At 46.0% G+C, this 25699-nt stretch carries 18 protein-coding genes, 2 tRNA genes and 2 pseudogenes; 15 read left to right on the top strand and 7 right to left on the bottom strand.

The genetic code is table 11. From position 1 onward, the window contains the following. The coding region (locus tag BLU87_RS16655; RefSeq protein ID WP_139167609.1) for a transposase at positions 1-250 on the top strand (250 nt) is incomplete at its 5' end. 150 nt (positions 251-400) lie between these two features. Here BLU87_RS16655 and BLU87_RS16650 read toward each other — a convergent pair. Next, positions 401-476, bottom strand: a tRNA-Phe gene (locus BLU87_RS16650). A gap of 374 nt (positions 477-850) precedes the next feature. Here BLU87_RS16650 and aroF point away from each other — a divergent pair. The 4 genes from aroF to BLU87_RS16630 all read left to right on the top strand — a co-directional run bounded on the left by aroF (position 851) and on the right by BLU87_RS16630 (position 4236). Beyond that, the gene (aroF, locus tag BLU87_RS16645) at positions 851-1873 is read left to right on the top strand and encodes a 3-deoxy-7-phosphoheptulonate synthase (RefSeq protein ID WP_092350927.1); all 1023 of its coding nucleotides are present in this window, start codon (positions 851-853) and stop codon (positions 1871-1873) included. A gap of 21 nt (positions 1874-1894) precedes the next feature. Then, a complete protein-coding gene (locus tag BLU87_RS16640; RefSeq protein ID WP_092350925.1) occupies positions 1895-2176 on the top strand; it encodes a hypothetical protein in 282 nt (93 codons plus the stop codon). A gap of 30 nt (positions 2177-2206) precedes the next feature. Next, positions 2207-3298: a 3-phosphoserine/phosphohydroxythreonine transaminase gene (gene serC / locus BLU87_RS16635; protein ID WP_092350923.1), complete on the top strand. Its 1092-nt coding sequence runs from the start codon at positions 2207-2209 to the stop codon at positions 3296-3298. A 293-nt stretch (positions 3299-3591) separates the two neighbouring features. Next, entirely contained in the window at positions 3592-4236 is a 645-nt protein-coding gene (locus BLU87_RS16630) for a PEP-CTERM sorting domain-containing protein (RefSeq protein WP_092350921.1), read from the top strand. A 188-nt stretch (positions 4237-4424) separates the two neighbouring features. Here BLU87_RS16630 and BLU87_RS16625 read toward each other — a convergent pair whose 3' ends face one another. Then, complete coding sequence (locus BLU87_RS16625) at positions 4425-4802, bottom strand: PilZ domain-containing protein (RefSeq protein WP_092350919.1); 378 nt, start codon at positions 4800-4802, stop codon at positions 4425-4427. A 289-nt stretch (positions 4803-5091) separates the two neighbouring features. On the opposite strand from BLU87_RS16625, the gene BLU87_RS16620 reads away from it, so the two are divergent. Further along, positions 5092-6027 (top strand): VanZ family protein, encoded by a 936-nt coding sequence (locus BLU87_RS16620; RefSeq protein ID WP_139167607.1) that lies wholly within the window; start codon positions 5092-5094, stop codon positions 6025-6027. 95 nt (positions 6028-6122) lie between these two features. After that, positions 6123-7718 carry a phosphoglycerate dehydrogenase gene (gene serA, locus BLU87_RS16615; protein WP_092350915.1) on the top strand — a complete coding sequence of 532 codons (1596 nt, stop codon included), beginning with the start codon at positions 6123-6125 and terminating at the stop codon, positions 7716-7718. Between the two features lie 55 nt (positions 7719-7773). On the opposite strand, the gene BLU87_RS16610 is transcribed toward serA, so the two are convergent. From BLU87_RS16610 to BLU87_RS16600, 3 genes are read right to left on the bottom strand one after another with little or no spacing between them, the layout of a single operon-like run. Continuing rightward, positions 7774-8607 carry a menaquinone biosynthesis family protein gene (locus tag BLU87_RS16610; RefSeq protein ID WP_092350913.1) on the bottom strand — a complete coding sequence of 278 codons (834 nt, stop codon included), beginning with the start codon at positions 8605-8607 and terminating at the stop codon, positions 7774-7776. Between the two features lie 20 nt (positions 8608-8627). Then, on the bottom strand, positions 8628-9338 hold the full coding sequence (mqnB, locus tag BLU87_RS16605; RefSeq protein ID WP_175498441.1) for a futalosine hydrolase: 711 nt from the start codon (positions 9336-9338) through the stop codon (positions 8628-8630). A 1-nt stretch (position 9339) separates the two neighbouring features. Further along, positions 9340-10425, bottom strand: coding sequence for a hypothetical protein (locus BLU87_RS16600; RefSeq protein WP_092350909.1), 1086 nt, complete (start codon positions 10423-10425; stop codon positions 9340-9342). A 196-nt stretch (positions 10426-10621) separates the two neighbouring features. On the opposite strand from BLU87_RS16600, the gene BLU87_RS16595 reads away from it, so the two are divergent. The 3 genes from BLU87_RS16595 (at position 10622) to BLU87_RS16585 (ending at position 11866) form a co-directional block, all read left to right on the top strand. After that, positions 10622-11119, top strand: a complete 498-nt coding sequence (locus BLU87_RS16595; protein ID WP_092350907.1) for a roadblock/LC7 domain-containing protein — start codon at positions 10622-10624, stop codon at positions 11117-11119. A gap of 14 nt (positions 11120-11133) precedes the next feature. Continuing rightward, positions 11134-11721, top strand: coding sequence for a GTP-binding protein (locus BLU87_RS16590; protein ID WP_092350905.1), 588 nt, complete (start codon positions 11134-11136; stop codon positions 11719-11721). Positions 11722-11790: 69 nt separating this feature from the next. Further along, positions 11791-11866: transfer RNA gene (locus tag BLU87_RS16585), tRNA-Asn, on the top strand. On the opposite strand, the gene BLU87_RS18000 is transcribed toward BLU87_RS16585, so the two are convergent. Together BLU87_RS18000 and BLU87_RS16570 are read right to left on the bottom strand one after the other, a co-directional pair. Beyond that, entirely contained in the window at positions 11825-13441 is a 1617-nt protein-coding gene (locus BLU87_RS18000; protein WP_425429689.1) for a recombinase family protein, read from the bottom strand. The two genes, BLU87_RS16585 and BLU87_RS18000, sit on opposite strands and share 42 nt — an antisense overlap. Before the next feature lie 182 nt (positions 13442-13623). Further along, entirely contained in the window at positions 13624-13818 is a 195-nt protein-coding gene (locus tag BLU87_RS16570; RefSeq protein ID WP_092350903.1) for a hypothetical protein, read from the bottom strand. A 260-nt stretch (positions 13819-14078) separates the two neighbouring features. Between BLU87_RS16570 and BLU87_RS16565 the strand changes: the two are divergent. From BLU87_RS16565 to BLU87_RS17905, 5 genes and pseudogenes are all read left to right on the top strand, one after another. After that, positions 14079-14769 (top strand): annotated as a pseudogene (locus tag BLU87_RS16565) (IS3 family transposase); the annotation flags it as partial. Positions 14770-16395: 1626 nt separating this feature from the next. Beyond that, positions 16396-16941, top strand: a complete 546-nt coding sequence (locus tag BLU87_RS16560) for a YbhB/YbcL family Raf kinase inhibitor-like protein (RefSeq protein WP_092350899.1) — start codon at positions 16396-16398, stop codon at positions 16939-16941. Between the two features lie 646 nt (positions 16942-17587). Then, entirely contained in the window at positions 17588-24019 is a 6432-nt protein-coding gene (locus BLU87_RS16555; RefSeq protein ID WP_092350897.1) for a P-loop NTPase family protein, read from the top strand. Between the two features lie 148 nt (positions 24020-24167). Further along, the gene (locus tag BLU87_RS16550) at positions 24168-24761 is read left to right on the top strand and encodes a DUF2971 domain-containing protein (RefSeq protein WP_139167605.1); all 594 of its coding nucleotides are present in this window, start codon (positions 24168-24170) and stop codon (positions 24759-24761) included. Positions 24762-25372: 611 nt separating this feature from the next. Then, a pseudogene (locus BLU87_RS17905) lies at positions 25373-25699 on the top strand (site-specific integrase); the annotation flags it as partial.

Genomic DNA, 25699 nt, shown 5'->3' with positions numbered 1-25699 from the left:
ATGCAGGAAGCTGGTGCGTGAATTGCTAAGCAAAACAGATATGCTCAAAGCAAGCCCCTTTCGACCATTGCAAACACTGGGAAAGAGTTTGACAAATTGGCTGACTGCTATAGCACGCATGTTCCGTTATTATAAAAGCAATGGGATTGTAGAAGGGTTTCATCGAAAAATGAAATTGATTCAGCGCAGAGCCTACGGATTCAGAAACTTTGAAAATTATCGGTTGCGGGTTAGAGTGTTGTGCGGTTAAAACAGAATAGAAATTTGATCGGTTTAAGTGGCGGGATATTTGTCCATCCCCTTTCTTTGGTGTAGACCCGATATTTGTCCATCCCCTTTCTTTGGTGTAGACCCACAAAAAAAGCAGTGACCGTGTAAGTCACTGCTTTTATTTGATTTATGGTGCCCAGAGACAGAATCGAACTGCCGACACGAGGATTTTCAGTCCTCTGCTCTACCGACTGAGCTATCTGGGCAAAACGAAGCCCGTTTATAGCGAAAGGCGCAGGGACTGTCAAGTGAAAATAGTTGAAACTTATCAATGGATTTTTTACTTGCGCGCTTCGGTGCCCTTGTGTACTCTCTGTGCAGAAAAAAGGATGAATAAAAAATTATGACTATTAACACTTCTTACTTTAGCTTTTCTTTTTGGTTTTTCGGCTTTTTTGGGCCGTCTGCCTTGGGAAGAGGTGCGTGAGAAGGGTTTTAGACTTCAAGTGACACAAACCATGGCAGAGCGGCTGACAGTTCTCCCATGGTTTTTCTATTTTAGATGATGTGAAAATTGAGGCCACCGGGAGATCGGGTGGCCTTTTGCCTTTTCTGCCAAAACGGCAAGGAGGAATTCAAAATGATTATTGTTATGCAAAAAGATGCAGCCAAGTCAGATCTCGAGTCAGTGGAAAAAAAAATCATTGAGCTAGGATATCAGCCTCACATCATCTATGGGGAAACTCGGAATGTTATCGGTGCTGTTGGCGAGGAGCGGGGTAAAGAAAAATTACAGACACTGCAATCAATGTCCGGAGTCGAAAATGTCGTCCCGATTCTCAAGGCTTATAAGCTAGCGAGCCGTGAAGTGCAACCACAGTCAAGCGAAGTCGAAATTGTCCCCGGCTTGACGATTGGCGGGAAAGAATTTGTTGTGGCTGCAGGTCCCTGTGCCGTAGAAGACAGGGATCAGATCTGTGATACTGCTGTGGCGGTTAAACAAGCGGGCGCTCGTTTACTGCGTGGGGGCGCATATAAACCGCGGACCAGCCCTTACTCTTTCCAGGGGATGGAAGAAGATGGTTTGAAACTGCTGGCTGAGGCCCGTGAGATAACAGGGTTGCCGATTGTGACCGAGGTGGTCAATCCCCGTGATGTCGAGCTGGTTGCCCGCTATGCGGATGTGATGCAGGTTGGGGCCCGTAATACCCAAAACTTTGCCTTGTTAAAAATGCTTGGACAATTGGACAAGCCAATCCTTCTCAAGCGGGGAATGTCAACAACCATTCAGGAATTTTTGATGAGTGCTGAGTATATTCTCTCCGAAGGTAATCGTCGTGTCATCCTCTGCGAGCGCGGGATTCGGACGTTTGAAACGGCAACGCGGAACACTCTGGATATCTCCGCAGTGCCAGTATTGAAACAACAAACCCATTTGCCAGTCATTATTGACCCCTCTCACGCAACAGGTCATGCCTCCTTGATTGCTCCCATGTCCTATGCTGCGGCCGCTGCTGGTGCCGATGGCTTGATTGTTGAAGTTCACCCTTGTCCTGAAAAAGCGACCAGTGATGGACCGCAGTCGTTACGCCCTGATGATTTCCAGGTGATGATGGATAAGTTACGGGAGTTTGTGAAAGTTGCTGATCGCGAAATGGCTTAATCTTTTGTAGGAGACGCAAAAATGTATTTTGTTCCACTGTCACAATTGGAGAGTGTAGAGTTGCTGATTCATAGTCTCAAGGCAGCAGCCGGCGAGGCCGATTGTAGCACGTGCCCGGCGCGTAAGGTTTGCATGCAGCAGTGCTTGACAATAGCCGATTCCGTTGAACAGATGCTGCAGTCCGGCACCCTTCCACAGATGGGTGATGCTGTTACCGAGGCGCCAGTTTCTGCAACAGAAGAAGATCCTAAACCGCCGTCTCCTGATAGTAAAGGGAAGGGGCGACTTAAGATCGTAAAATAGGCAGGTTTAAAATATCCGGGAAGGAAGATTATGGCAGACAAGGTTTATAATTTTGGTGCCGGCCCAGCAATGTTGCCTGAGCCGGTTATGCAGAAGATTCAGCAGGAATGGCTCAATTTTCAAGGGATGGGGGTTTCGATTATCGAAATCAGCCATCGGTCCAAAGAGTTTGTTGCGGTCCTCAATGAAGCACAATCCCTCTTTCGAGAGTTGACCGGTTTGCCGGATAATTATCGGATCCTCTTTGTTCATGGTGGAGCGCGGATGCAATTTTCGGCCTTACCAATGAACTTGGCCGAACGAGTTCCTTCACGGAAAAGTCTTTATGTCGAGAGTGGTAATTTTGCCAACTTGGCCGCAGAAGAGGCAAAAGCCTTTAGTCATATGGAGATTATCGCCAGTAGTGCTGCGACCAATTTTGACCGGATTCCGAAGATCACCCTCGAAGAGATAAATCAGGATGCCGCTTACCTCCATATTACCAGTAACAATACCATCTATGGCACCCGCTGGAATCAATTCCCACAGACGGGGGATGTTCCGCTGATCGCCGACATGACGTCAGAACTACTTTCACGTCAGATTGACTATAATCAGTTCGGTGTTGTTTATGCGGGGTTGCAAAAAAACCTTGGCCCTTCAGGGATGGCGATGGTGATCATTCGTGAAGATCTGTTAGGCCATGCTTCCCGACAAACGCCAACGCTTTTGAATTACACTCAGTGCGACAAAGACAACTCTCTCACCAATACTACCAATACTTTTGCCATCTATGTGATCAAATTAGTGCTTGAGTGGCTCAAGGAACAGGGTGGAGTGAAAGCAATTGAAAAACTAAACAAACAGAAATCTGCACGACTCTATCAGGTGATAGATAACACTGATTTCTATCACGGAATTGCTCAACCAGAATTCCGTTCAATCATGAATGTGTCATTCAAGCTGGCAACTGAAGAGCTGGAAAACAAATTTTTACAAGCAGCCGGAGCAATTGGATTATATGCCTTGAAAGGGCATCGAAAGGTTGGCGGTGTACGGGCTTCAATCTATAATCCAATGCCCATGGCCGGAGTGGAAAAGCTGGCAAACTTTATGACGGAGTTTGAACGGCAGAACCGCTAAGGATTGTCGAAAAAATTTACATAAAAGGGTCTGTGCAGGTCAAGCTGTCCGGGCCCTTTTGTGTAAAAAAAACCGACAATCGACGATTATCCGCTAAAAGCACCAATATACTCGGGGGATTGAAAATTAAAAGTGACTTTTTTTGTTATCATTTGAGGCCTGTAAGCCTCTATAGATAAAGGGGAAATATTTGGCTCACTAAAATATTCTGACTGTGTCGTTTGTCGGTTAAAAAATTTGGCTTTCTCCTTGCTATTGAAATTAGTATGAATTGATTGAAAAGGAGAAACAAAATGAAAAAAATTAGTCTGATTATAATCGCATTGACTTTTGCTTTAGTAAGCAGTGCTTATGCTTACCCCGTGGCACAAAATGACGAAATCGTTTTAACCCATACCACTGTTGGTGGCGGGTATTATGACAATGGTTGGTACGGTGGCGGTGATTTTGGTGTAAGTCTCAATGCTGATAGGAACAATATATTATTTACGACTTTCTGTCTTGAATACGATGTTGAGATGGCGTTGAATACTCCATATCGTGTATCAAGTATCTCTGATTCTGTTGAACGCCAGGGAACTGATCGCCTTTTAAGTGGCGCGACTAAATGGTTATTTTGGAATTTTAATCAAGGAACCTTGTCTGGCTTTAACTATGTTCAGGATGATGTAAAGGCATTACAGGAAGCTATCTGGGCATCTGAGGGATATAGCGTCTCCTTATCTGGTTTGGCTGGCAATCTTTATACTTCAGGCGTCGCCAATGCGTCACAGGGAGATGCTTATAAAGTGAAAGTTATGAACCTTGTTGATGCTAACGGTGTTAACGTACAGTCTCAACTCATTGCTGCCGCCCCTGTTCCCGAACCAGCAACAATGGTTCTCTTAGGTTCCGGTCTGGTTGGCTTGGCTCTCTACAGAAGAAAAATGAAGAAGTAATTTCTTCAGAATAAATAATCTTAAAAAGGCAGGACCAATTGAATGGTTCTGCCTTTTTTATTGGGATTGGATTCAGCAGAAAAGATGAAACGCCAACAATCGGAAGCAATCGTCCTGCGGACAAAAAAAGCCACCTTAAGATTTTAAAGGTGACTTTGAATTATTTACATAGCTGCGGTTGGAATAAGTCAGGCAATAGGCAGCGGTGCTTCAGTAAAATGCTGAATGAATTTTTCAAGTTTACTGAGTTGTGCAGGCTCTAGTTCTTCAAAGCGGATGCTCCCCCGGCGGATCGGAACCATGTTGTCACGCAAGCGATAATCAGAAATCGTCTTGATAGGGATGTCATCAACAATCAATTGATCATTATGATACAGGCTGACCTTTCTAATCTCAGCACGATTGAGTTTCTGGCCAAGATAACGGAAAGAAAGCCCCCCCTCACTGATATCCATAATGTGGTATGGAAGGGATTCGGGCCCACGATTGACAAGAACCAGCGCACGGTCTGTTGCTTTAAAGCGCTGATAAGATCTAACCGGGCTGTATTTGATACGACTTTCCATTTGAGCTCTCCTATCTGTGGATCAAGAACCCCCTCCACCAATAAAGGCGCAAACATGGACATTATCTCATAACTGACCTGTGACTGCAAATATTATGCCTCGGCAATAAAGCATCAAGTGAGCGACAGAGCGCTGCTTTCGGGTAAAGCGTAACCGGCTGAAATACTGATTTATTCTCTATTACATTCATCTTTTGAGCTTCACATTGTAAGAAAAACCCTTTAGGTTGATAGAATCAACGATGTCTCTATTCACCCTAAGTGTCGATTTTTCTTACATTTTGAGAAAGATGAAACTCTTGCACAGAAAGCGACAATACTTACTCAGCTTACTGGCTCTTCTCGCCGCGGTTTTCTTGTTTGTTGGCGGACCGGGGCCAGATTCATTACGGAGCTTTCGCTTCATTTGGGGAATGGGGCACTTATTCTGCTTTGCCCTTTGGGCATACCTTTATGTTTGTTGGCGAACCCCCCTCTCCTTTAAACGTTCCTTACTGGAAATTTTTCTGTTTGCCACTTTGTTTGGTGCACTCAGTGAGTTGATTCAATCTCAAATTGGTCGTGAGGCAGCTTGGTCAGACTTGGGGAATGACATTGTCGGGGCACTGGCGGGGTTATGCTTTTTTGCTGAATCAAGAAAAACCATCGCCAAATGGCAATTAAAAGCACTACAAATCCCCCTTCTTCTCCTGGTCTTATGGATACTATTGCCAGTCGGTAAGGTCATTGTGGATGATCTGATCAGCTGGAGACAATTCCCACTCTTGTCTGGTTTTGAGACACCGCTTGAGAAGACCCGCTGGGGGACAGGTGCCCGTCATGAAATCAGTCAAAGTGTCGCTTTTTCAGGGCGGTCTTCGTTGCGGATTAAACTGACAACACAGCGGTATTCAGGGCTGGGGCTGAAGGACTTCCCCCATGACTGGAGGGGCTACAGGACGATATCCCTGCAGGTGTTTAACCCTGACGAAGAAAAGTTAACCCTCCATTTCAGAATCCACGACCAGCAACACCGCCAATACCAGAATGCGTATAGTGACCGGTTTAACACCAGCTTTGCCATCAACCCCGGCTGGAATCACCTCCAAGTCCCTTTAGAGACAGTCGCACATGCCCCTAAAGATCGTCTCATGGATATGGGCCATATCGCTGGTATGGGGTTATTTGTTGGCAAACTGAGTCGTCCTCGTACGATCTACCTTGATGAGGTGAGACTGCTCCCGTAGCTCACAGGTTGTTCGACATTGACATGTCTGCGCTATGGTCTTAAAATCCCTGCGCTTAGGTACGTTGTCCTGTAAATGATAGAGAGGTCCATAAGATGAAAGTCCTGATTACCGATGAAATTTCCGATAATGGTCTGTTGCCACTGACTGAAGACCCCCGTATCCATATCGATAAAAAGTTGGGTTTGTCAATTCCTGAACTGCATAAGATTATCGGTGGTTATGAAGCTATTATCACCCGCAGTGGCACACTGGTCGACAAGGCGCTGTTAGATTGTGCTGACAATCTGAAGATTGTAGCCCGTGCTGGAGTAGGAATCGACAATGTCGATGTCGACGCAGCTAGCAGTAAAGGGATCATTGTTGTTAATGCTCCCTATGGCAACGTCAATTCAGCGGCCGAACATACCATGGCCATTATGCTCTCCCTGTTTCGCAATGTCCCCATGGCAAACACCAGTCTCAAGGGGGGCGACTGGAAACGTGCTCTCTTTACCGGTTGTGAACTGAAGGGTAAAACCGTCGGCATTATTGGCCTGGGTAAAGTTGGAGGCCGGGTGGCACGAAGATGTCGGGCTTTTGAAGCAGAAGTCATCACTTACGATCCCTATATCTCTGAGAAACGTGCCGATGATTTTGGGGTCAAGCTGCAACCGCTTGAAGATATCATCCGCTTTTCTGATGTCATTACTGTCCATACTCCCCTCAATGATGAAACACGTAACATTATTTCGTCCGACAGCTTTAAAGGAATGAAGGACGGGGTCGTCATCATTAATTGTGCCCGTGGTGGTATTATTAACGAAGCCGCTATGCTTGAGGCTTTAGAGAGCGGAAAATGTGCTGGGGCCGCATTTGATGTCTGGAGCCAAGAGCCCCCCAAGACCGATGTTCTGCAAAAATTGATCGCCCATCCGAAGATGCTGGTGACCCCACATCTTGGTGCCAATACCTTTGAGGCGCAGAAGAATGTTGCCGTTGATGTCAGCAAAGAGATTGTTAACTATGTCGATGGACGCCCTCTGGAGAATGCGGTGAATATTCCCCGTTTTGATCCTGACCAAATGGAGCACATGAAACCTTTTATGCAGCTGGTTTCCATCCTTGGCGACTTTATCTCTCAACTGGCACCACCAAACCCCAACAAGGTCACCTTTACTTATAATGGACAGCTGGCACGGTTCGACTGTGCCCCTTTAAGCGTCTCGGGCTTGGCCGCACTATTAAATCACTGCACTGATCAAGAGGTGAATATGGTCAATGCCAGTTTGATCGCTCGGGAAATGGGGATCGAGGTTGAATCAATCCGTTCAACGGAAACAGATTCCTTCTCCAGCCTGATTACTCTCAGCCTTGAAAGTGCGCAGGGACGCCGGACGATTGCCGGAACCTTGTTTGAGGGGACTCCGAAGATCGTCAAGATGCGTGACTATGCTATCGACTTCCGTCCCGAAAAGGATATGCTGGTGATAAATTATCAGGATCGTTCCGGGTTGATCGGGAAAATTGGCACCGTCCTAGGTGAGGCGGATGTCAATATCGGGAATATGAGCCTGGGGCGGCAAGAAAAAGCTGGAGAGGCGATGGTAGTATTTTCAGTTGACTCTCCAGTGGATGAGGAAACGCTGCAAAAGGTAAGTGAAGCCGTCAGTCCAAAATTCATCAAAGCGGTTCATCTTGACCAAGTGTAACAGTTTATAAACGCTATTCTTTTAAAGGCGGCCTCGGGGCCGCCTTTATTAATTCCTATGCGGCAAACAGAGGGAGCCCACAAGGGGGAATCAGACCCCGTGCTTCGGCTCGACTGAGGAGACCCTCAACCGCTTGAATCCCCTCATCACCCAAATCGATGGAGAAAGTGTTGACATAAAGGTCAATGTGACGACGGATGACGCTGTCATCCAGCTCCTGAGCATGCTGCTTAATATAGATTTGTGGCTCATTGGCATGGGCATAAGCGTACTCAATGCTCTGCCGCAGGGCGGTGTCAACCTGATTGATCAGTTCTGCCCCTAAGCTCCTTTTCGCGAGAATTCCCCCGAGCGGAATGGGATACCCTGTCTCCTCCTCCCACCATTGTCCCAAATCGAGAACCTGTGTCAGTCCATGTTGTGGATAAGTAAAGCGGGATTCATGGATGATCACACCCGCATCCACCTTCCCCTGTGTGACCGCTGTCATAATCTGATCAAACGGCAGAATCAAAACATCTTCAAAACCTTCCGAATGCAGCTGAAGGAGTAGATTGGCGGTTGTGAGGCGACCAGGAATAGCGATCTTTTTACCCCGCAGCTCTGCCATCGTCGTATGATCTCTGGCGACTATCAAGGGACCGCATCCCCGTCCAAGTGCGCCACCACTATGGAGTAAAGCGTAATCATGACGCAGATGACCGAAAGCGTGGTAAGAAATTTTGGTCAGATCGAGCTGCCCCTGTAATGCCAGCTGATTCAAAGTTTCGACATCTTCCAGTTGCTCAATAAACTGTATTTTCGGACAGGGAACCTTTCCATGAATCAAGCCATAGAAAATGAATGTATCGTTCGGACAAGGTGAATAGCCCAGATGTAATTGCTGCATGATTCTTGCTCCTACTATTATTATCTGTCAGGCCAACGCTGCAGTAACTTCAGAATAGCTGACTGCGCCGCTGCCGAACCGCGGACAACGTCCCATTGTTCTGGATCGCGGGTTCCGGTCGGGTTGGAAATACCCCGCAATTCCAGCAGCGGGATATTGAACTCTGAGCAGACTTGTGCCGCCGCAGCCCCCTCCATATTTTCACAAATCCCTTTTGTCCGCAGTTGTAAATCCAGACTTGCAGCGGGAGTACCACTGCAACAATTGACGCTGACGAAGGGACCACAGGCGACCTCCTCAAGGCTCAGTTGCGCCCAGCGGCAAAGTTCCGGATCGAGAGGAATGGATTGTTTTATCGCTGGTGCCAGTTGCTTGTCTTGGGGAATATTGAGGTGTGACAGGGGGATAAATGTGTCAGTGGTGACGACTCCCAGGTCTCCAAAAATTTCAACATCAGCCAAAGCCAGATCCCCAACCCGAAGGCCACTGTCCGGGTAAGATCCGCCACAACCACAGAGAAAAACAGCCAAAGGGGTGTGAACACTCAGGATTCTCGTTAACTGGAGTGCCATGTTGACCTGACCGATTCCCCCATGACAAAGGAGGACCTGCTGCCCTTCCAATTCTCCCGCAATTATTTTGATTGATCCGCATGAGAGATGTTCTGTGTTGGTCATAGTTTGACGCAAGAGATTTGTTTCTAGAGGAGTGGCTGCAAGAATCAGTAACATATCAACCCTTAAACCAACCATGTCGAATCAGATCACGGCGCAAGTCGCTGCCTTGATTACGGACCATGCCATGATACCAGAAGCGATTTTTTGTCAAGGTGATGTCCGTAGGGGGATCAAGACGTTTGCGGCGGTCTATGAGGATTTTCTTGAAAGCCATATCCGGTTCAGAAATGATCGACATGATTTTATCCGCTAAAGCTTTCGGTGCCATCTCGATAACGAGCTGAATGGCATCACGAATCACCAGCCCCTGCCTATATTCCCAGAGGTCTCCATCAAAGGTATGTTCGCACTCCGTAACAAAATCGCTCCAGTCCAGCAATAACCCGCCGAATTCAACCTCAGCCAGGTCATGACCAGGAAGTTCTGATTTGATGAGCGCTTCAATCTGTTCCTGTTCTTTGCGGGTGAGAAAAAACGAGAGACCTTCTTCCACTTGATACATGTCAAGTTGTTCAATCAGCTCGCGACAAAAAAGGCTGGCATCAAGATCGCGGTTATTGACACAAAGAAGCGATTCTGGAAGTTGTTCTGCGGGAAGCGCCAACAAAGAGAGATGGTCATGTCCATAATCGGCAGGGAGGACCAAGGCATTATGATATGGGATCTGGTACTGGCAAAATAAATGACTCAATCGTAAATGGTTGTCAGTAAAAAAAGAGAGAACCTTCTCCTCAGAATAAAAGAATTCCAGCCCCATCCGGTTATTCGCAATGCCAAACCCAACAAAACCGTCATGAATCATGCGGGAAAGATACGGGGTAATCGTTTTGAGAATAGAAGGGGTAGCAAGATATGGTGAGTAATAGACGGATGGAATTAAGCGCGGCTCCTCTCTGCTCGAACGTAACGCAATAGTTTCATCTGGATAGTATTCAAGAATAAAAAAAGACTCGTCAGAAAGAAAGCGCGAGAAATGGTTAAAAAGAGTTTCAATTTTTCCAACATCTGCAACTGCTGTGAAACGATACGCGCTATCACAATCTTCCAAAAGAGAGTAGTCATACCCTTCAAACGGTTGAGATTTGCCATCGCCGTCTTGCCAGCGACGAATTCCCGCAGGGAGATTAAGTCGGTTTGCCAAATCAGGTGCCTTTCAGGTAACGCGATTCATAATGTAATGATAAGTAGATGATTTCTGCTGACAAGTCAATAAAGTGAAATTTGTTTGCAAAATTAAATGAGGGAATTTTTAAAAACAAATGATTAGTTTCTTGATATGAGTCTTTTTAAATGTTATACACACTCCTTGAGTTATTTAAAACTAAAAGGAGTGCCACATGCTTGGTCCCCAATCATCGCTGGTTATGTATGACGAAGAGTACCAGCAGATTCTGCTTTTATTAGAAAGATTGTTGCGTGAATCAAATTCAAAGGTTATTTTTCTCGTTGATAAAAATGGCCAACTTATTGCTGCAACAGGTGAAACAGCAAATCTTGACACGACCAGCCTCGCATCCTTGACTGCGGGAAATATTGCCGCAACAGGGGGACTCGCTAAGCTGATAGGTGAAAAAGAATTTTCAATTCTTTTTCATGAAGGCGAGAAGGACAATATCCATATTTCCATCATTGGTGGACGGGTTATTCTTGTGGTCATTTTTGATCAACGGAGTTCCCTTGGACTTGTACGTTTAAGGGTCAAGAAAGCAAGCCGGGATCTTGGCCTCGTCCTTGAAGACTTAGTCAGCAAAACCAAGCAGGAGGCCGTCTCAACCGATACTCCCAGCCCATTTGCTGAAATCACAGATGATGATATTGACAATCTTTTCAACTAATTGGGGTTTAGTAGATGTCCTTTATAAATTATGCATCGCGCGAGATAAACTGTAAAATCGTCTATTATGGTCCAGGCCTTTGCGGAAAAACGACCAATTTACAGTTCATCTACAATAAGACGGCAGAAGAATCTAAAGGGAAAATGATCTCCTTAGCCACAGAGACCGAGCGGACGCTTTTCTTTGACTTTTTACCTTTGGCGCTTGGAGAAATCCGCGGCTTTAAAACCCGTTTTCACCTCTACACTGTTCCCGGTCAGGTCTTTTATGATGCCTCCCGTAAATTGATCCTTAAAGGGGTCGATGGGGTTGTTTTTGTCGCCGACTCTCAGGAAGAACGGTTCGACGCCAACATAGAAAGTCTGGAAAACCTAAAAGATAATCTTGAGGAGCAGGGATTTGACCTTGAAAAAATCCCCTTTGTTATCCAATACAACAAGCGGGATCTCCCCAACGTCAGCTCCGTTGAAGAATTGAGCAAATTGCTAAACCCTCGTAAAGTCCCAGAGTTAGAGGGCTGCGCCATGAGTGGAGAAGGTGTTTTTGAAACCCTCAAAGCGGTTGCTAAACTGGTTCTCAATGATCTGAAAAAAGGTGGCTAACAAAGCCCTATAAAAAAGGCTTGACAGGGCTGGGGCAATTTCTTATATTTCCCCACCGCAACACACTATTCCCTTTTAGCTCAGTTGGTAGAGCATCTGACTGTTAATCAGATTGTCGCTGGTTCGAGCCCAGCAAAGGGAGCCATACAACACCAAAGGTGGGCACTCCAGGGGAGTTGCCTGCCTTTGTTTTTTCTAAAGCCCCAACCAGAGCCGCATAACTCCCCGTGATGCGGACTTCTTTTCCATCTACTACAATTTCTTTGATGAGCAGTTTGAGGTAATTTTTGCCAAAATTTGATGAGCTATCCATCAGCTTGGTTTTCAGTGATTTACGAAAAAGATCGACGTTTTTTGGTCCGAGTTGATCAAGTTCTGATTCACTCTCTTTTATTGTCCTCGCCATTTCAGCTAAAATTTCGCGCCGTTTAAATTGTCTGTTCTGTGTCCGCTCTTTCAATGTTTCATCTAGGGTAATCTGACCCTTTTCTACTGCATCATAGAGCCGACTAAGTGACTCTTCTATCTGAGCAAGTTCCTTTTTCAGAGCCATCAGTGTTGTATCGTGCTTTGATTTTGATTCTTTTAGTTGAGATTGCAGCATCTTGAGCATCTCAGAAACCCTTGCTCGGGAGAAAATTTTTTCTGATACTGACTCAAGGATGAACCTATCTAGTGTTTCAACTGGAATGTTTGGATTTTTGCAAGCATGCTTGTCTTGATTTATGCGTGTTGTACATTTGTAGTAGCGATATTTCCCGCCTTTACCTGTTGCTATTGTCATGCTTGCGCCACAGGTACATTTTAATAATCCAGTTAGCAACGTTGGCGAATTCGTGACGCGTGGAGGAGTTTTAGAGGGTGCCCTTTCTGCGATAAGCTTTTGAACGCGTTCGAAATCGTCCCTTTCAATAATCGATGGGATCGGAGTCAAAACCCACTCTTCTTTGGGTTTGGTTTCCTTGGCTTTGGTATCGAATTTGTTGAAATAGTATTCACCGTGGTACGCAGAGTTTTTAAGTATATGAAGGATAGTCGCACTACTCCATTTTTTCCCACGATGTGTTTCTCCTTGGTTATTTAGATGACAGGCAATACCAGAACCACCAAGCGTTTGTCCACGATGACCATGAAGGTACATTCTGAAAATTTTTGTAACGATTACGCTCTCTTTATCATCTATTTGAAGCTTTTTTTTCTTGCCGTTCCTTCCGGGGTGTTCTGTTTCAACAGCTTTATAACCATAAGGAGGTTTTGCCCCATTAAAAAAACCCTGACGTGCATTTTCCTTCATCGCCCTAAGTGTGTGCTTACTGTTTTCGTTACTCTGGTGCTCGTCAAATATACTTAACATTTGCTCAAACAGCTGACCATTGGGATCGTCTGTGGTTTGTTGAGTTATGGATATTACTTTGATCCCATATTTTTTCAGTTTCCGTTTATAATATGCGGAAAGAAATGAATCCCTAAAAAACCGCGAAAAGCTGTGTATGATGATGACGTTGAAGGGAGATGGTTTAACACAAGCATCGGCAATCATCTTCTGGAATACTGGCCGTCGGTCATCTGTGGCAGATGCCCCTGGTTCTGTATATTCTCCAGTAACAGAATAGCCCTGACGCTTGCACCAGCTTCTCATTTGACCTAGTTGATCAGGAATTGAGAGGTCTTTTTCTGCTTGTTTTGTGGTTGAAACGCGTGCGTACAGGGCGACATTCATTTTTTCTACTCCATTAGTCCGATTCTTGAGCCATGACTTCCAATATGTCAGTTAAGTGTGTCTGAATAAGTCGTATTTCTTCCTGGAAATGCCACTCCAGTCCCTCAAAAGATTCAGGTAATAAGTGGTCATCATTGTTGTTGGGATTATTCACTCATGGGGCACCTCCTCCTTCGCATGATTTATTCCTGCCCGTTCCGTTTTTTTGTCTTCCAAATTTGCTCTAAATCCTTATTCAGTCCATTATTCCCAAATTCGTCCAGAGCTATCTTGCGAAAAGCTTGGTATTGATTCTGTGGGAGTGCCGTTTCTGCGACATAAAGTATCCGAGTTAGTCTTTTAGCTATTAGTTTTTGTAGGGTCTCTTGTTCTGTCATTATCTGAATCTCCTTTGTTGAGTTCCATTATGGAGACTTTTTTTTCATTGATAGATCTGAAAAACACGGAAAAGTGACCTTTTTCGTATTGTTCTCATTTTGTTTAATTCTATTGATAAGTGCCGTCGGGTGGTTTGTTTCTGAAGGTGTTTTAGTTTTTCTTTGCCGGGGCAGGAGACAGGGGGGGGCGAGTCATGCAGATGTCCTGCCCTGATGTGGTTCAATGATTTCAGACACCAATATGCGTGCTATAGTCAGGCACAGCCGGGAGCTGGACACTAACCGACCTTCTTAGGGGAGGGGGAGAGCAGATCGGTCGCTACAAAGTCCGCCGTTTGATGACGGAAGCTGAACTTGTTAGCAAGCAACCACAGCCAAAAACCCATAGGGCTGAGCAGAGAGAACGGCCCAACATTCCCAATCGACTGAAGCGGGAATTTGATGTGCCACAACCTGATTGTGTCTGGTGCGGCGATATTACCTATATCTGGGCTGGCAAGGGTTGGATCTATCTTGCCGTCGTACTGGATCTGTGTACTCGAAGAATCGTCGGATGGCACCTCTCGAAAACCATGGATGCAGGATTGGTCGTAGCAGCTCTGGATAAAGCCTATCAATTACGAGGAAAGCCACAAAATATAATTTTCCATTCAGATCAAGACAGTCAGTATGCCAGTGTGATCTTTCAGCAACGAATGTGGCGCTACAAAATGAAACAGAGTATGAGTCGACGAGGTAATTGTTGGGACAACGCTCCAATGGAACGAGTTTTCCGCAGCTTAAAAAGTGAATGGGTTCCCAAAGGGGGATACCAATCCTTTATTGACGCCCGGAAAGATATCGGCAGTTATTTGATGGGATATTACAATTACGTGCGACCATCAATGGAACCATGGGCAATCGCCAGTAACTGCGGAAGAAAACCTTAAATCTGTGTCCGATATTTGTTGACCACTACACGTATGCAAAATTAAGAAAAGATACAGAATCTTATTTGTTTATTTAGGTTTTAGGAATATCGCGTAGAAAGAGTACCGCGGCGTGTCGATTGACCTGTTTACGAGCTATATTTAGACCTATGGAGGAAAATGGATATGAAATCAGCGAATCTTCACTTCAGTCCTTGTAATTGGCTTGTGGCAGAAAATTAAAATGTCGATAATCGCATCATTCAGTGAATCCCTTCGATTTCATGTCTACCTTCTGCTTGAGGGGAATTAGACTGAAATTACTACTTTTGTAATAGGTCGTTTTTTTAAGGGATTATGTGGCTCAATTTTCAATACATTTATGATGCACAATCACCCTTCACATAAAAAGTTCAAAAAAGAGGTTTCCCCAAACTATTATCTCTTTGGGGAATCTTGAAATTCCCAAAGAGTAATTTCGCCACCATTTTTGCTATTTTCTCTTGGGGGAAAACTATTTTTTCCCCCAAGTTAACCTTAGGGGAAGTACTAAGAAAAATCATTTTTTGAAATTCTCTTGGGGGAAAATTTTTATTTCCCCTAAGGATTACTTAGGGGAAGCATTAAGAAATTGAAAATAAGCTAAAAAAAGCGTTTTTTGCTGCTTCATTGGTAGTTTTATATAAAACATGCAAGATTCTCTTGGGGGAAATCCTCACCCTCCCCATAGTTAATACTTAGGGGAATTCCGACAAATAGAAATTTGTTAAAATTGCTACTTGATTCATTTTGGGGACAAATCCTTCTTAAAATCCTCTTTGGGGAAAACTTTTACCTCCCCTAAGTATTACTTGGGGGAAGTAGCAGGATAATCCCCCCGTTTGTAACGGGGCTCAGAAGTAGAAATTATACAACTAACTTCTGACGCCATATTGGGTCTCTCGTGGTTATATGGACACAGCCATTTTGTCGTACAACCTTAAACGTCACTAATCGTATTAAACAGATAAAGAACAAGTTAACCTTGGCGTCCTGCCGATGCCATTAAGCGAGCAACGCAGTTTTACTCGCAGTTTAACCGGTTTCTCATAAATCCTCATGCATGTCTCACCAAGACAGGGCTTGTCCAGGTCAGACGTATGTCTCTGATGATCAACGGAGCACTACTGGTTCCTGATAACTCAGATTATGGTCCTGTCATGACAACAGATGACATGACATTGCTGGGAAAAATTTGTCGAGTATTCGATCTTTTGAAATGTAAAATTTACAAAATTCTTCCGATCGAAAATCTAAAGGACATTTGACTTCCACTTTTGAAGAGATATTTGCAAAACGGGTGGTTTTGAGACCATATGATCCACAACAAAGATCGGGGGGGATGTCAGAAATTCTAAGTTTTGAAACTGGTTGTCAGAGGTGTGTCTTACTTTGCAGGGGTATTAAGAATTTCGCAATTTAGCCTATCTGAGCACTCCAAAACAATGCAGGGCGATTAATCAGACACTCACGACTTGATAATGCCGCTGGGTCAACCTTGAAAAAAAAACTGCTTCGACTACACTTCAGGTAATGAAACTGATCTCCAGACCGACCGTTCGGGGCGAATGCCCCAATCCCCTAAAAATGATTCCTTATCAATTGATACTGCATTTAAGGAGAAATCATCATGACCGCACCCTTTAATTACAATACTTATGATTCGCTACCCAAAGCACCCTTGTTTTACGTTGCATCCACAGATATTGAGGATGGTGGCACAATGCCGCCACCGCAATTAAGTAAGGCGTTCGGTGTTGATGGCGGTGAAGATATTTCACCCTCACTCAGTTGGTCAGGCTTTCCAGAAGGTACAAAGTCCTTCGTAGTAACCTGCTACGATCCGGATGCGCCAACGGTCAGTGGCTTTTGGCACTGGACTGTTTACAATATACCCGCCTCTATTACCTCTTTAGCCACTGGCGCTGGCAACCCTGATGGCTTGTTACTTCCTGCAGGCGCAAAAATGCTAAAAAGTGATGCAGGTTTTGCCGGCTTCTGTGGCGCAGCACCACCACCCGGGCACGGCAAGCATCGCTATATTTTCTGCGTTTCTGCCTTGCCCGTTGAGACGCTACCAATTAATGCTGAGACCACACCTGCAGTTTGCCAATTTAATATGTTTGGTGCGGGTGTATTAGGCAGGGCCTTTTTAACTGCACATTTTGGGCGTTGATTATTCAAGAACATTAGTGGAGGTGTAGATGTAAATGTTCTCCTGCCAGGATAGCTGGTTCTGCACCTCCTGTTTTGGGAACGACCGAGGAGATTTAAGTGGATTACACAATTACTAAAGTATCAATAGAAAATGAGTTTAAAGTCTGCCCATCTTGCCAATATAAAAATGGTTTTCATTCAATGTTCAAAAAAGAGGGGGAGATAATGAAATGTTTATATATATGCCCCTCCTGTCACAATGTTTTTGATATAGGGCACACTGTAAATCTGTAGTAGTCTGGAGCTCGCAAACCACCATCAATCAGACACGAAAAACCCTCGGACAGCAGGTTGGGGGTTTTCAGATTTATCAGAAATTGTAAGAAAATACGGAATAGCTTTTCAGTGGTCACTAAAATCTAAAAGGACAAAATGGCAAACACTATCCCCCTTTTGACTTGAGTGACGAACCGAGCTACATTAAGGTCTGTTTTTAAAGTGTTGGTTTCTTGGAGGTGGGGATGGTCGCTGCGCTCAAAACTTAAAACTCATACAAGTGTTAATCGCTGCTGTCGGCATCTCGCTGACCAGCGATTTTTTTGTTTTCAGCTCCAGTTTTGAATTGTCTACTTCTGGGGAAGCTTACGCAAAGAGTGAATGTCTTCATGAATAAAGCAGTAGGGAGCATAGACAAAGTCAGAGTATCACGCGCTGGGCACACCTTCCACGAACGGTGGGCGGCACGGCGTGCGCTACAGCTTGTGTTTCCCAAAGACAATCTCTTCGCAATAGTTATCGAGGGCCTCTCTCCGAACGAGCAACTGAATTTGGGACAAGAGGCAGAGGATATTGCCGACCTTACTCTCTTCTATGGTAATGGCAACACTTTCGAGACCTGCACCGCCCAGCAGATTTTGCAGTTCAAATACAAGGAAGCTGCCGAGCCCGTCACATCATCCTATCTGAAGAAAACGATCAAGAAATTCGCCGCAACACTGCGAGCTTTCAGGTCCAGTGTTTCGGATGAGGACATTGCGAAGAAGCTGTCATTTGGGTTCGTGACGAATGCGGAATTCTCGGGTAATCTTTGGGATGCCATCGCTTGCTTGAAATCGCGTCGCCCACCGGAGTCCAATAGCACCGAAATGCAACTTGAGTACCTCAAGATCTGGTGTAAGGAAGAGAAGGTCGAAGCGGAGGATATTTTTCCCCTCATCGAGTTTCGTGCTGCAACAAATGATTTGCCGGCACAGAACCGATCCTTGCGAAGAACAATCAGTGATTGGTCGGCTGACTCGACTGGACAGGCGGCAAAAAGACTATTCGCCCTGGTGGAACTTGTCCGCGAGAAGGCACAAATAGAGGGTCAGGGCAAGAATTCTATTAGGCGTGAAGATGTTCTCGATGCACTTGAATGTGATGAGGATCAATTATTTCCTGCAGATACGAGATTCGTGGATGTTGGTGATGTCGTTGAGCGCAGTGCCCTGCAAGATGTCAAAGACGAGATAAAAGCCAGCAATATCCCTGTATTTCTCCATGCTGACGGTGGTGTCGGCAAAACAGTTTTCATCCAGAGCCTGGCGATACATCTTATAGATATCTTCGATGTCGTCGTATTCGATTGCTTCGGCGGCGGCGCATATCGCTCCGAGGTCCAAGCACGTCACATGCCAAAGGTTGGCTTGCTACAAATCATAAATGAACTTGCGTCACGCGGGCTCTGCGATCCACTTCTTCCAACCGACAGCGATCAGTATGGCCTAATCGAAGTCGCCCGCAGGCGTCTCAAACAAGCGAGTAAGGCCGTCCAAAATCAATCTGCAATGCAAGGTCTGCTGATTGTTTTGGATGCTGCAGACAATGCACAACTTGAAGCCAATGCAAGGCATGAAGCTGCCTTCCCCCGGCTTCTGCTTGCATCGCTTAGCGAGGAGCCTATCGACGGTGTGAAGCTTTTGTTAACTGCGCGTTCCCATAGGATGGATGACGTTATTGGGAAGAGCCAGACGAAACACATTAGACTCGAACCGTTCACTGAGGAAGAAACTCGGCGGTTTCTTGAGGCTAGGCGCGCAAACATCTCCGATGTGGAATTTTCTACTGCGCTCGTTCGTTCACGAGGCAACGCGCGGGTCCTTGAATACCTTGTCGAAAGTTGGGACACGAATGTGTCCGGCAATGCGCCGCAGACCGAAATATCGGTCGAAGAATTGATATCAGAGAAATGTAAGAAAATATTCCGCGACTTACACACTGCAGGTTGGAACGATATTGAAATTCGCGAATTTTTTGCTGCCCTATCACTTCTGCCTCCGCCCATTCCGTTGACAGAACTAGCCAAGGCGTTGAGCTGGTCGGACTCGCAAGTTAATAGCGCAGCATCCGATCTTGCGCCGATGCTTGAGTTGGTCAAACACGGTGCGATTTTTCGTGACGAGCCCACCGAGACCTACATCAGGGAGCACTATGCAAGCGAGGTCTCTGCGCAGCAATCCATCGCACAAAGGCTTCAAACGTGCCAGAAGGATTCAATCTACGCTGCAGAAGCTCTGCCACATTTCCTGGTGGTGATTGGCGATAGCAACAGGGCTTATCAGCTTGCAGGTTCGGATGAATTTCCTTCTGCACTTACATCCGAATTTGGACGTCGCAGATTGAAACTTGCACGACTTTATGCGGCATTCTCCCTTGCCTCGCGCGAGAAGGACCTAGACCGCGTTCTGTGTCTGACGATGCAGCTTTCGCAGATAGCTTCGGCCAATGCGAGGGGCGATCAATACATACGACGATCTCCTGCTCTGGCGACAACCCTCGGAGACTCGGATGCATCCCGCCGTTTGTTCAATGATCGCTCAGGTTGGCGTGGTGCACGTGATGCCAGGCTCATAGTCGCTTATTGTTTTTCTGATGAACTGGAAGAAGCGCGCATTCATCAAAACAGGGCAATTGGCTGGATAAATTGGTCTCTAAATAACGATGACGAGACCAAAAGGCTTGAGCACTCAGGACCGGAGGCATCCGACATTGCTGCCGTGATGTTCTTGAGTGTTTTAAAAAATGAGTTTTCGTCGTTCAATCGGAATATCCAGCTGTGGCGTTTCAAGTTTGCGCTTACGGTCATAGAAGAGCTGATCACTCTGTGCAAACACCACGAAGCGTCGAATGGAAGTGCGGCTTTGCAGACCCTGACCAAGTTCGCAGCATCGAAAAGGTGCCTTTCTCTCACTTTGCAAATTGGCTTACTGTCTAAGGAATACGGCCTTTCAAAAAGTCAACTCAAGGCAGTATCGCGAGCGACGAGCACGCTCTCACAGCGATACAAAAAGAAGGTTCCAAAGGGTAACTCCGACTACGAGATGGAACTACAGGGGGCCGTTGCGAGTGCAGCGTTGAGCTCCCTAGTCGTTAATTCAGGACAGTCCGCAAAGAGGCTGCTCAAGCTATTTCGCCACCGAAGGCCATCAGGGTACGATTATGGTGAACGTCATGGCATGAACAGAATTTGGGTGCCTGTTCAATCAGCTTTCATCACGGCTTGGTCGTCTGGTAAAGAGTTGTCCTTTCATGATCTTATGCCTGAAGACATTAACTCTCGGCGAAAGACAAAATCAATCTCCACAGAAGCTGACTTCAGTACATTCCTTGATAGCCTCATCATAACGAGAAACCAGCATGGAGAGCAAAAGGGTAGGAAGGCAGAAAAACGCAAACAGTTTTCCACTCATGAGCAGGAAAACATTGTAAAGGGCGCAGCCTGTATCCTGCAACTAGGCAAACCTATCGAGGCAGCTCTTCTGTCGAAGGTTGCGCTTTCGAATGACGTTTTGGCCGACTTCTTAGAGGTCTGGAAAACTTCCTTCAAACACGGTGCCCAATGGAGAGCTGAAACCGGGAGAGACAATGTTGCGCGACAAGTCGGCATTGGGCTTGCCAGAATGCTGCTTCGTCATAGCGAAACGGTTGAAAAGCAAGAGGCGAAAGAGCTCTTAGAAATCATTGGCACGAACCAGTTCTCGCTTGGTGACAAGCTAAGCGTTCTCGCTCTTATCGCAAGACGCCCCAATCTGGCGGATGTCGCAGGTGCCTACGCAAACTCTATTTCCAGTGACATTGTAAAGGATGACTACATTGAACAACGCGGCGAGTCATACCGAGAATTGGCTGGATCGTTGATCCTGATGAGCGTTGGTGAAGCGAAAGAGTATTATGCTCAAGGATTGGCTCAACTTGACCAGATAAGTGGCGATGACTTTGACCTGATTTACTCTGCCCTGCACTACGCCGCAGAACAGCCAGGAGGATTAATGAAGCCGGAGCTTTCGCACCGGCTTATGAACCTTTGTCAGACAATCTTTCAACATGAGCCATCAAAGTTCGGATGGACTCTATTCGGAAGTGCTGCCGCTTCCTCCATCGGTTTTCCGGCAATCTACAAGCTGATACGCTGGTACAATCAGGATGTTGTGGATTTCTCCTATGGGCTTCCGCAGCTTGCCTGTTATCTCGCGAAAGGCGGCCACCTGGATGCGCGTCGTGCGGCAGTGCTTCTCACGATCTGTGAAGATCATGGATGGCATGATTGGCAGGTCGGCAATGGGATGTATGACCTGCTTTCCACTGCCGATCCGAAGGACAGGGCCGCGATCTTCTCGTTTGTAATAGAGAAGCTGGATCAAGAACATGGTTTTGGTGGATGGGAGGGGCTATGGGAGAGTCTGCTGAACTGTATGGATACCTTTGAAGAGGTCAACATAGAGGGTTTGCGTGAGCATCTTCAAGGGCAGCGCGAGGCCGCACGGCGTCGGCGCGATATCGAAAATGCTAAATACAATCATGGTGGGACCAGCACTGAATACAGCCTTCAGGCATGTAGCAAGAAGCAGGATGAGTATGCTCGCAATGTCGCATTCACGGCTATTGTTGCCAAGTGTGATTCTACATGCGCATCCTCGCTGGATGAGGCAATTCATGATATTCAGTCCATTGATGGACTGCCATTCGACAACAGGAAACATCTGTTTGACGAGTTGCGGAAAGCGTGTCCGTATGACAAACAGGTTAAGTTTCTTGAGGCTCTTTGTGAATCTGCCGAGATCGAATTTGATCGCGCACTCGATCTGATAATCGAATGCGTAGAGGCTTGGGGCGATAGTTCAGCGAATGTGAGAAAAAGCGCACCTGCTCTGATCAAAAAACTTTTTGCGTTCAAGGGCTCTGAGCTATTTGATCTCCGATACTCCGGTATCTCCAGGCAAATCTACCTTTTGTCCAAACTGTGCGACGATTTAAAATTTGTGCTGCAAACTGTTTTGGAAACGATAGCGAAGGAACGACTTGAGCTCGGTGGTGACGAATGGCTTCAACTAGCGATCAACCTGTCATCCTGCACTGATCCTTCGACGGCGTTGGATGCATTTGAGGACTTGCTATCCAGTTCAGCTGCAAATGTTGGTGATGAGATTGGCGAAGGCATGTATTGCGCCGCTTTTGCGGGGAAGAGCGACGAGAGAGATGTTCTCGCGGATATCATCTGGCATCTGCTCGGTGATAGTGATGCCTTTGTCAGATGGAGTGCCGCAAGAAGCCTGAAGTGCATGCTCGATGTCGGATTGACCGAGGATGTTGGCCGCTTGCTTGACCACTTTGATGTGGATGAGAACCCATCACTGGCCTCTGATGATCATCAATTCGCCTTTATGAATGCACAGCAATGGTTGTTAATAGGATTGGCGCGCGCTGCTCTACACCACGGCGAAAAGCTCAAACCCCTGAAGTCAAAAATTGCGGCGCTAGCTAAGCGAACCGATTTGCACGTGCTCAATAAACTTCATCTTGCACGATGCCTGGGATATATCGAGGGCGGTAACGCAATGAGTTCGGAACTTACGAGGCTATGGACTGACATTCAAACACCTTCGCAAGGCCTCGTTGAACGAAATGGTTGGCCGGAAAACAAGGATCGTCGGTTCGATTTTCATTTCGACTACGAATTCGAAAAGTACAAGGTCTCAAATCTCGGACGCCTCTTTTGGGTTTCGAAGAACGAAGCCAGTGATTTCATTGCTGAAGAAGTAATGAAACGTTGGCCAAATGCAACGAGCATGTCTGATTTTACTGGCAGGGCCCGTTACTACAGTGACGAAAGGTTTGAGAACTATCGTGAACACATTCAAAGGCATGCTTACCTGCACGCGGCGACTTCGCTTTTGAAGACCATGCCTGTCGCGCGATCTAGTTATGATTGGGAAGGCCTGAACCCTTGGCAAGAGTTCTTGAAAGCCGGGGATGTTTCGTTCGAGGATGGCTCATGGTTATCAGATCACAAAAATTGTGTTCCGGCCCAAGCACGGGAGTCCCTCCTAGGCGAGCGCAAAGGAAACCAGGAAACGCTTCTCGGAATGGAGACGTTGTTTCAGAAGGTAGGGTTCCCTGGGGGCTCAGAGGATCTCTTTATACCACTCTACGGGTATTGGACATCACCTGATGGCGTACATGTCAGCCTAATTTCCGCCTTGGTTATGGAGCGCGGAGCGGTTGGACATTGCACAAAGTTCTCAAAAACACCCGATCATGACTTTTGGCTGCCCAGATTTGAGTCTGATGGGGGAGTTGATAGATACGCCAAGAAAAGGCCATTTAAACCTTTGATATGGGAGCCAGAGAATTATCCCATTGGGATTGATGAACGTGACAAGTGGGCCGCACGGGGTGCGATAGCTCGTCCAAAGCTGGGTCTGGCGATCAACAAATTGTTTGGGCTGGCCTCCGACGATGATGAGCGGCATTGGCACGACAACGCAGGGAAGCTCGCATTGAAGAGCGATATATGGGGCGAGTGGAAACCTGACGCCGATACTCGTGGAAGCATGTATCAGGATGAGGGTGCTATCCTGTGGGCAGAGCGTGACTGGCTCGACGGAGCGATCAAGTCCTGCAAACGAAGCCTCATCTTCAAGCTCAGTTTCTCTAAATACAAATCAAGCAAAAGCTACGACTTTTCATCCGGTGTTCGGGAGCTGTATGTGGCCTTGAAACGGAGTGGTTATTCCCCCCGTTTTTGGTATGCCAAGAAAGCATCTGAAACGGTGTACTAGCAGGTGTTGAAAGAATTGACACAGAAAGTGGTCAAGTCGTCTTTTGACTCTATTAACCAAAAATGCATCAGATAAACTGGTGACTTTTTGCCATATTACTAAGTTAGGGACGGGAATGAGTAGTCTAAGCTATCGAAGATACACAGATTTGCCAGCGCTGATTCATGTGCTGACAAATAGGGAACTCACACTTCTTGATCCGTCGTCTTGGGATGACAAGAACGATTCTTTCTTTCTCTCAACGTACAAGGAAAAGAAAAAACTCAAGTCAGTATTGGCGCTCTGTTTTACACGTGAATCAGAGACATATCATCATTGGCGTGTTTTTTCTTCTGGTGCATCCGGGGTATGCGTACACTTCAATGCTTCTGAACTAGAAAGTACGTTTAGTAAAGTAAAAGACGTGAAATTCAAAGAAGTCTCCTATTTAAAGGTTGATGATCTACGAAATTCACGGCCCAAGACCGCTGAACTTCCTTTTATAAAGAGAATCCCTTACAAACACGAGAACGAGTCCCGGGCGCTGTGGGAGTCCAAGTCAGAGGAAGTCATGTTTCTAAACGTACCAATCGATTTGTCTGCGATTGTGCGAATAACACTAAGCCCATGGCTGCACCCGAGCCTTAGGAAAAATGTGGTTGCGTCACTTAAGCGTATTGATGGTTGCAAGAGCATTCCTATGTGGCGGTCCACATTAACAGAAAATTCTGACTGGAAAAAATATGGGGCAAGCGCAACATAATAAATCAGCCCAGTTAGACGTGCTGACGTGTAAATTTGGCTTCAAACGTTTCTATGAGTCACAATTTACAGAACAAAATAAACCTCAGCCTGTATGTACGGACCGATGCTTTCTCATAAGTTGATCCAGATTACGGTCCTGTTTCATCTAGGGATTAATAGCACAGATTCTGTTTATCAAAAATCAAGATTTCCTTTTTGGAAACGGATTTATATCGGCCAGACATAACTGGCAAATGTAGTAAGTAGTGAAATATAGCCCTAGGTCAATATCGATCTGGGTTTTTTTTCATCGAGAAAGTACTTTTGAAGGGGAAAACATTGGCTGACCAGCCTGTCAAAAGTCAGTAAAGCACATTTGAAACAGTAAAATCGGAAGATGTTCCCAATCTGCTAAGATTTGAAATGTTGTCTATCCCAAGTTTCTGTGTTTGTTACTGAAGTCTTGACAAAAAATCAAAATACGGCTTGAATAAAGCGAGTTTTTGATTTCTATTCATTGGGGGGAAGAATGGAGAGAAAGACATATAAACAAAATCTGAACACCGCAGAACCGGTATCAAACTGGTTGGCGGTGTTTTTTGTTTAAAGGGCGAATATTAGCGAGGGGGTATGACAAACAGAGGGGGACTTTCATCACAGGCTGATCGTACTGGGAAACCACCAAAACTGCTTGATCAGATGCGAGAATCAATGTGTGTTAGGCACTATCGCGTCCGTACGGAATAAACCTATTGCCAGTGGGTTCGGCGTTATATCTTATTTCATCAAAAACGCCATCCGGCAGATATGGGTGAGAGTGAAATCAATGCCTTTCTGACGCATTTAGCGGTCAAGGACAAAGTCAGTGCTTCAACCCAGAACCAGGCCTTGAGCGCGATTCTTTACCTGTATCGTCAGGTTATCGGACGTGATGTCGGTGACCTGGGCGAGGTGATC

It is taken from the genome of Desulfuromusa kysingii, from assembly GCF_900107645.1.
GTDB classification, from domain to species: domain Bacteria; phylum Desulfobacterota; class Desulfuromonadia; order Desulfuromonadales; family Geopsychrobacteraceae; genus Desulfuromusa; species Desulfuromusa kysingii.
This window is presented reverse-complemented; position numbering and strand designations above follow the sequence as displayed.

Excerpts from the sequence above, each read along its gene's own strand:
- BLU87_RS16590 (WP_092350905.1), top strand. The coding sequence starts at position 11,134 with ATGTCCTTTATAAATTATGCATCGCGCGAGATAAACTGTAAAATCGTC.
- BLU87_RS16570 (WP_092350903.1), bottom strand. The coding sequence starts at position 13,818 with ATGACAGAACAAGAGACCCTACAAAAACTAATAGCTAAAAGACTAACT.
- BLU87_RS18000 (WP_425429689.1), bottom strand. The coding sequence starts at position 13,441 with ATGAATGTCGCCCTGTACGCACGCGTTTCAACCACAAAACAAGCAGAA.
- BLU87_RS16620 (WP_139167607.1), top strand. The coding sequence starts at position 5,092 with ATGAAACTCTTGCACAGAAAGCGACAATACTTACTCAGCTTACTGGCT.
- BLU87_RS16560 (WP_092350899.1), top strand. The coding sequence starts at position 16,396 with ATGACCGCACCCTTTAATTACAATACTTATGATTCGCTACCCAAAGCA.
- BLU87_RS16630 (WP_092350921.1), top strand. The coding sequence starts at position 3,592 with ATGAAAAAAATTAGTCTGATTATAATCGCATTGACTTTTGCTTTAGTA.
- aroF (WP_092350927.1), top strand. The coding sequence starts at position 851 with ATGATTATTGTTATGCAAAAAGATGCAGCCAAGTCAGATCTCGAGTCA.
- BLU87_RS16555 (WP_092350897.1), top strand. The coding sequence starts at position 17,588 with ATGAATAAAGCAGTAGGGAGCATAGACAAAGTCAGAGTATCACGCGCT.
- serA (WP_092350915.1), top strand. The coding sequence starts at position 6,123 with ATGAAAGTCCTGATTACCGATGAAATTTCCGATAATGGTCTGTTGCCA.
- mqnB (WP_175498441.1), bottom strand. The coding sequence starts at position 9,338 with ATGTTACTGATTCTTGCAGCCACTCCTCTAGAAACAAATCTCTTGCGT.
- BLU87_RS16610 (WP_092350913.1), bottom strand. The coding sequence starts at position 8,607 with ATGCAGCAATTACATCTGGGCTATTCACCTTGTCCGAACGATACATTC.
- BLU87_RS16625 (WP_092350919.1), bottom strand. The coding sequence starts at position 4,802 with ATGGAAAGTCGTATCAAATACAGCCCGGTTAGATCTTATCAGCGCTTT.
- BLU87_RS16640 (WP_092350925.1), top strand. The coding sequence starts at position 1,895 with ATGTATTTTGTTCCACTGTCACAATTGGAGAGTGTAGAGTTGCTGATT.
- BLU87_RS16595 (WP_092350907.1), top strand. The coding sequence starts at position 10,622 with ATGCTTGGTCCCCAATCATCGCTGGTTATGTATGACGAAGAGTACCAG.
- serC (WP_092350923.1), top strand. The coding sequence starts at position 2,207 with ATGGCAGACAAGGTTTATAATTTTGGTGCCGGCCCAGCAATGTTGCCT.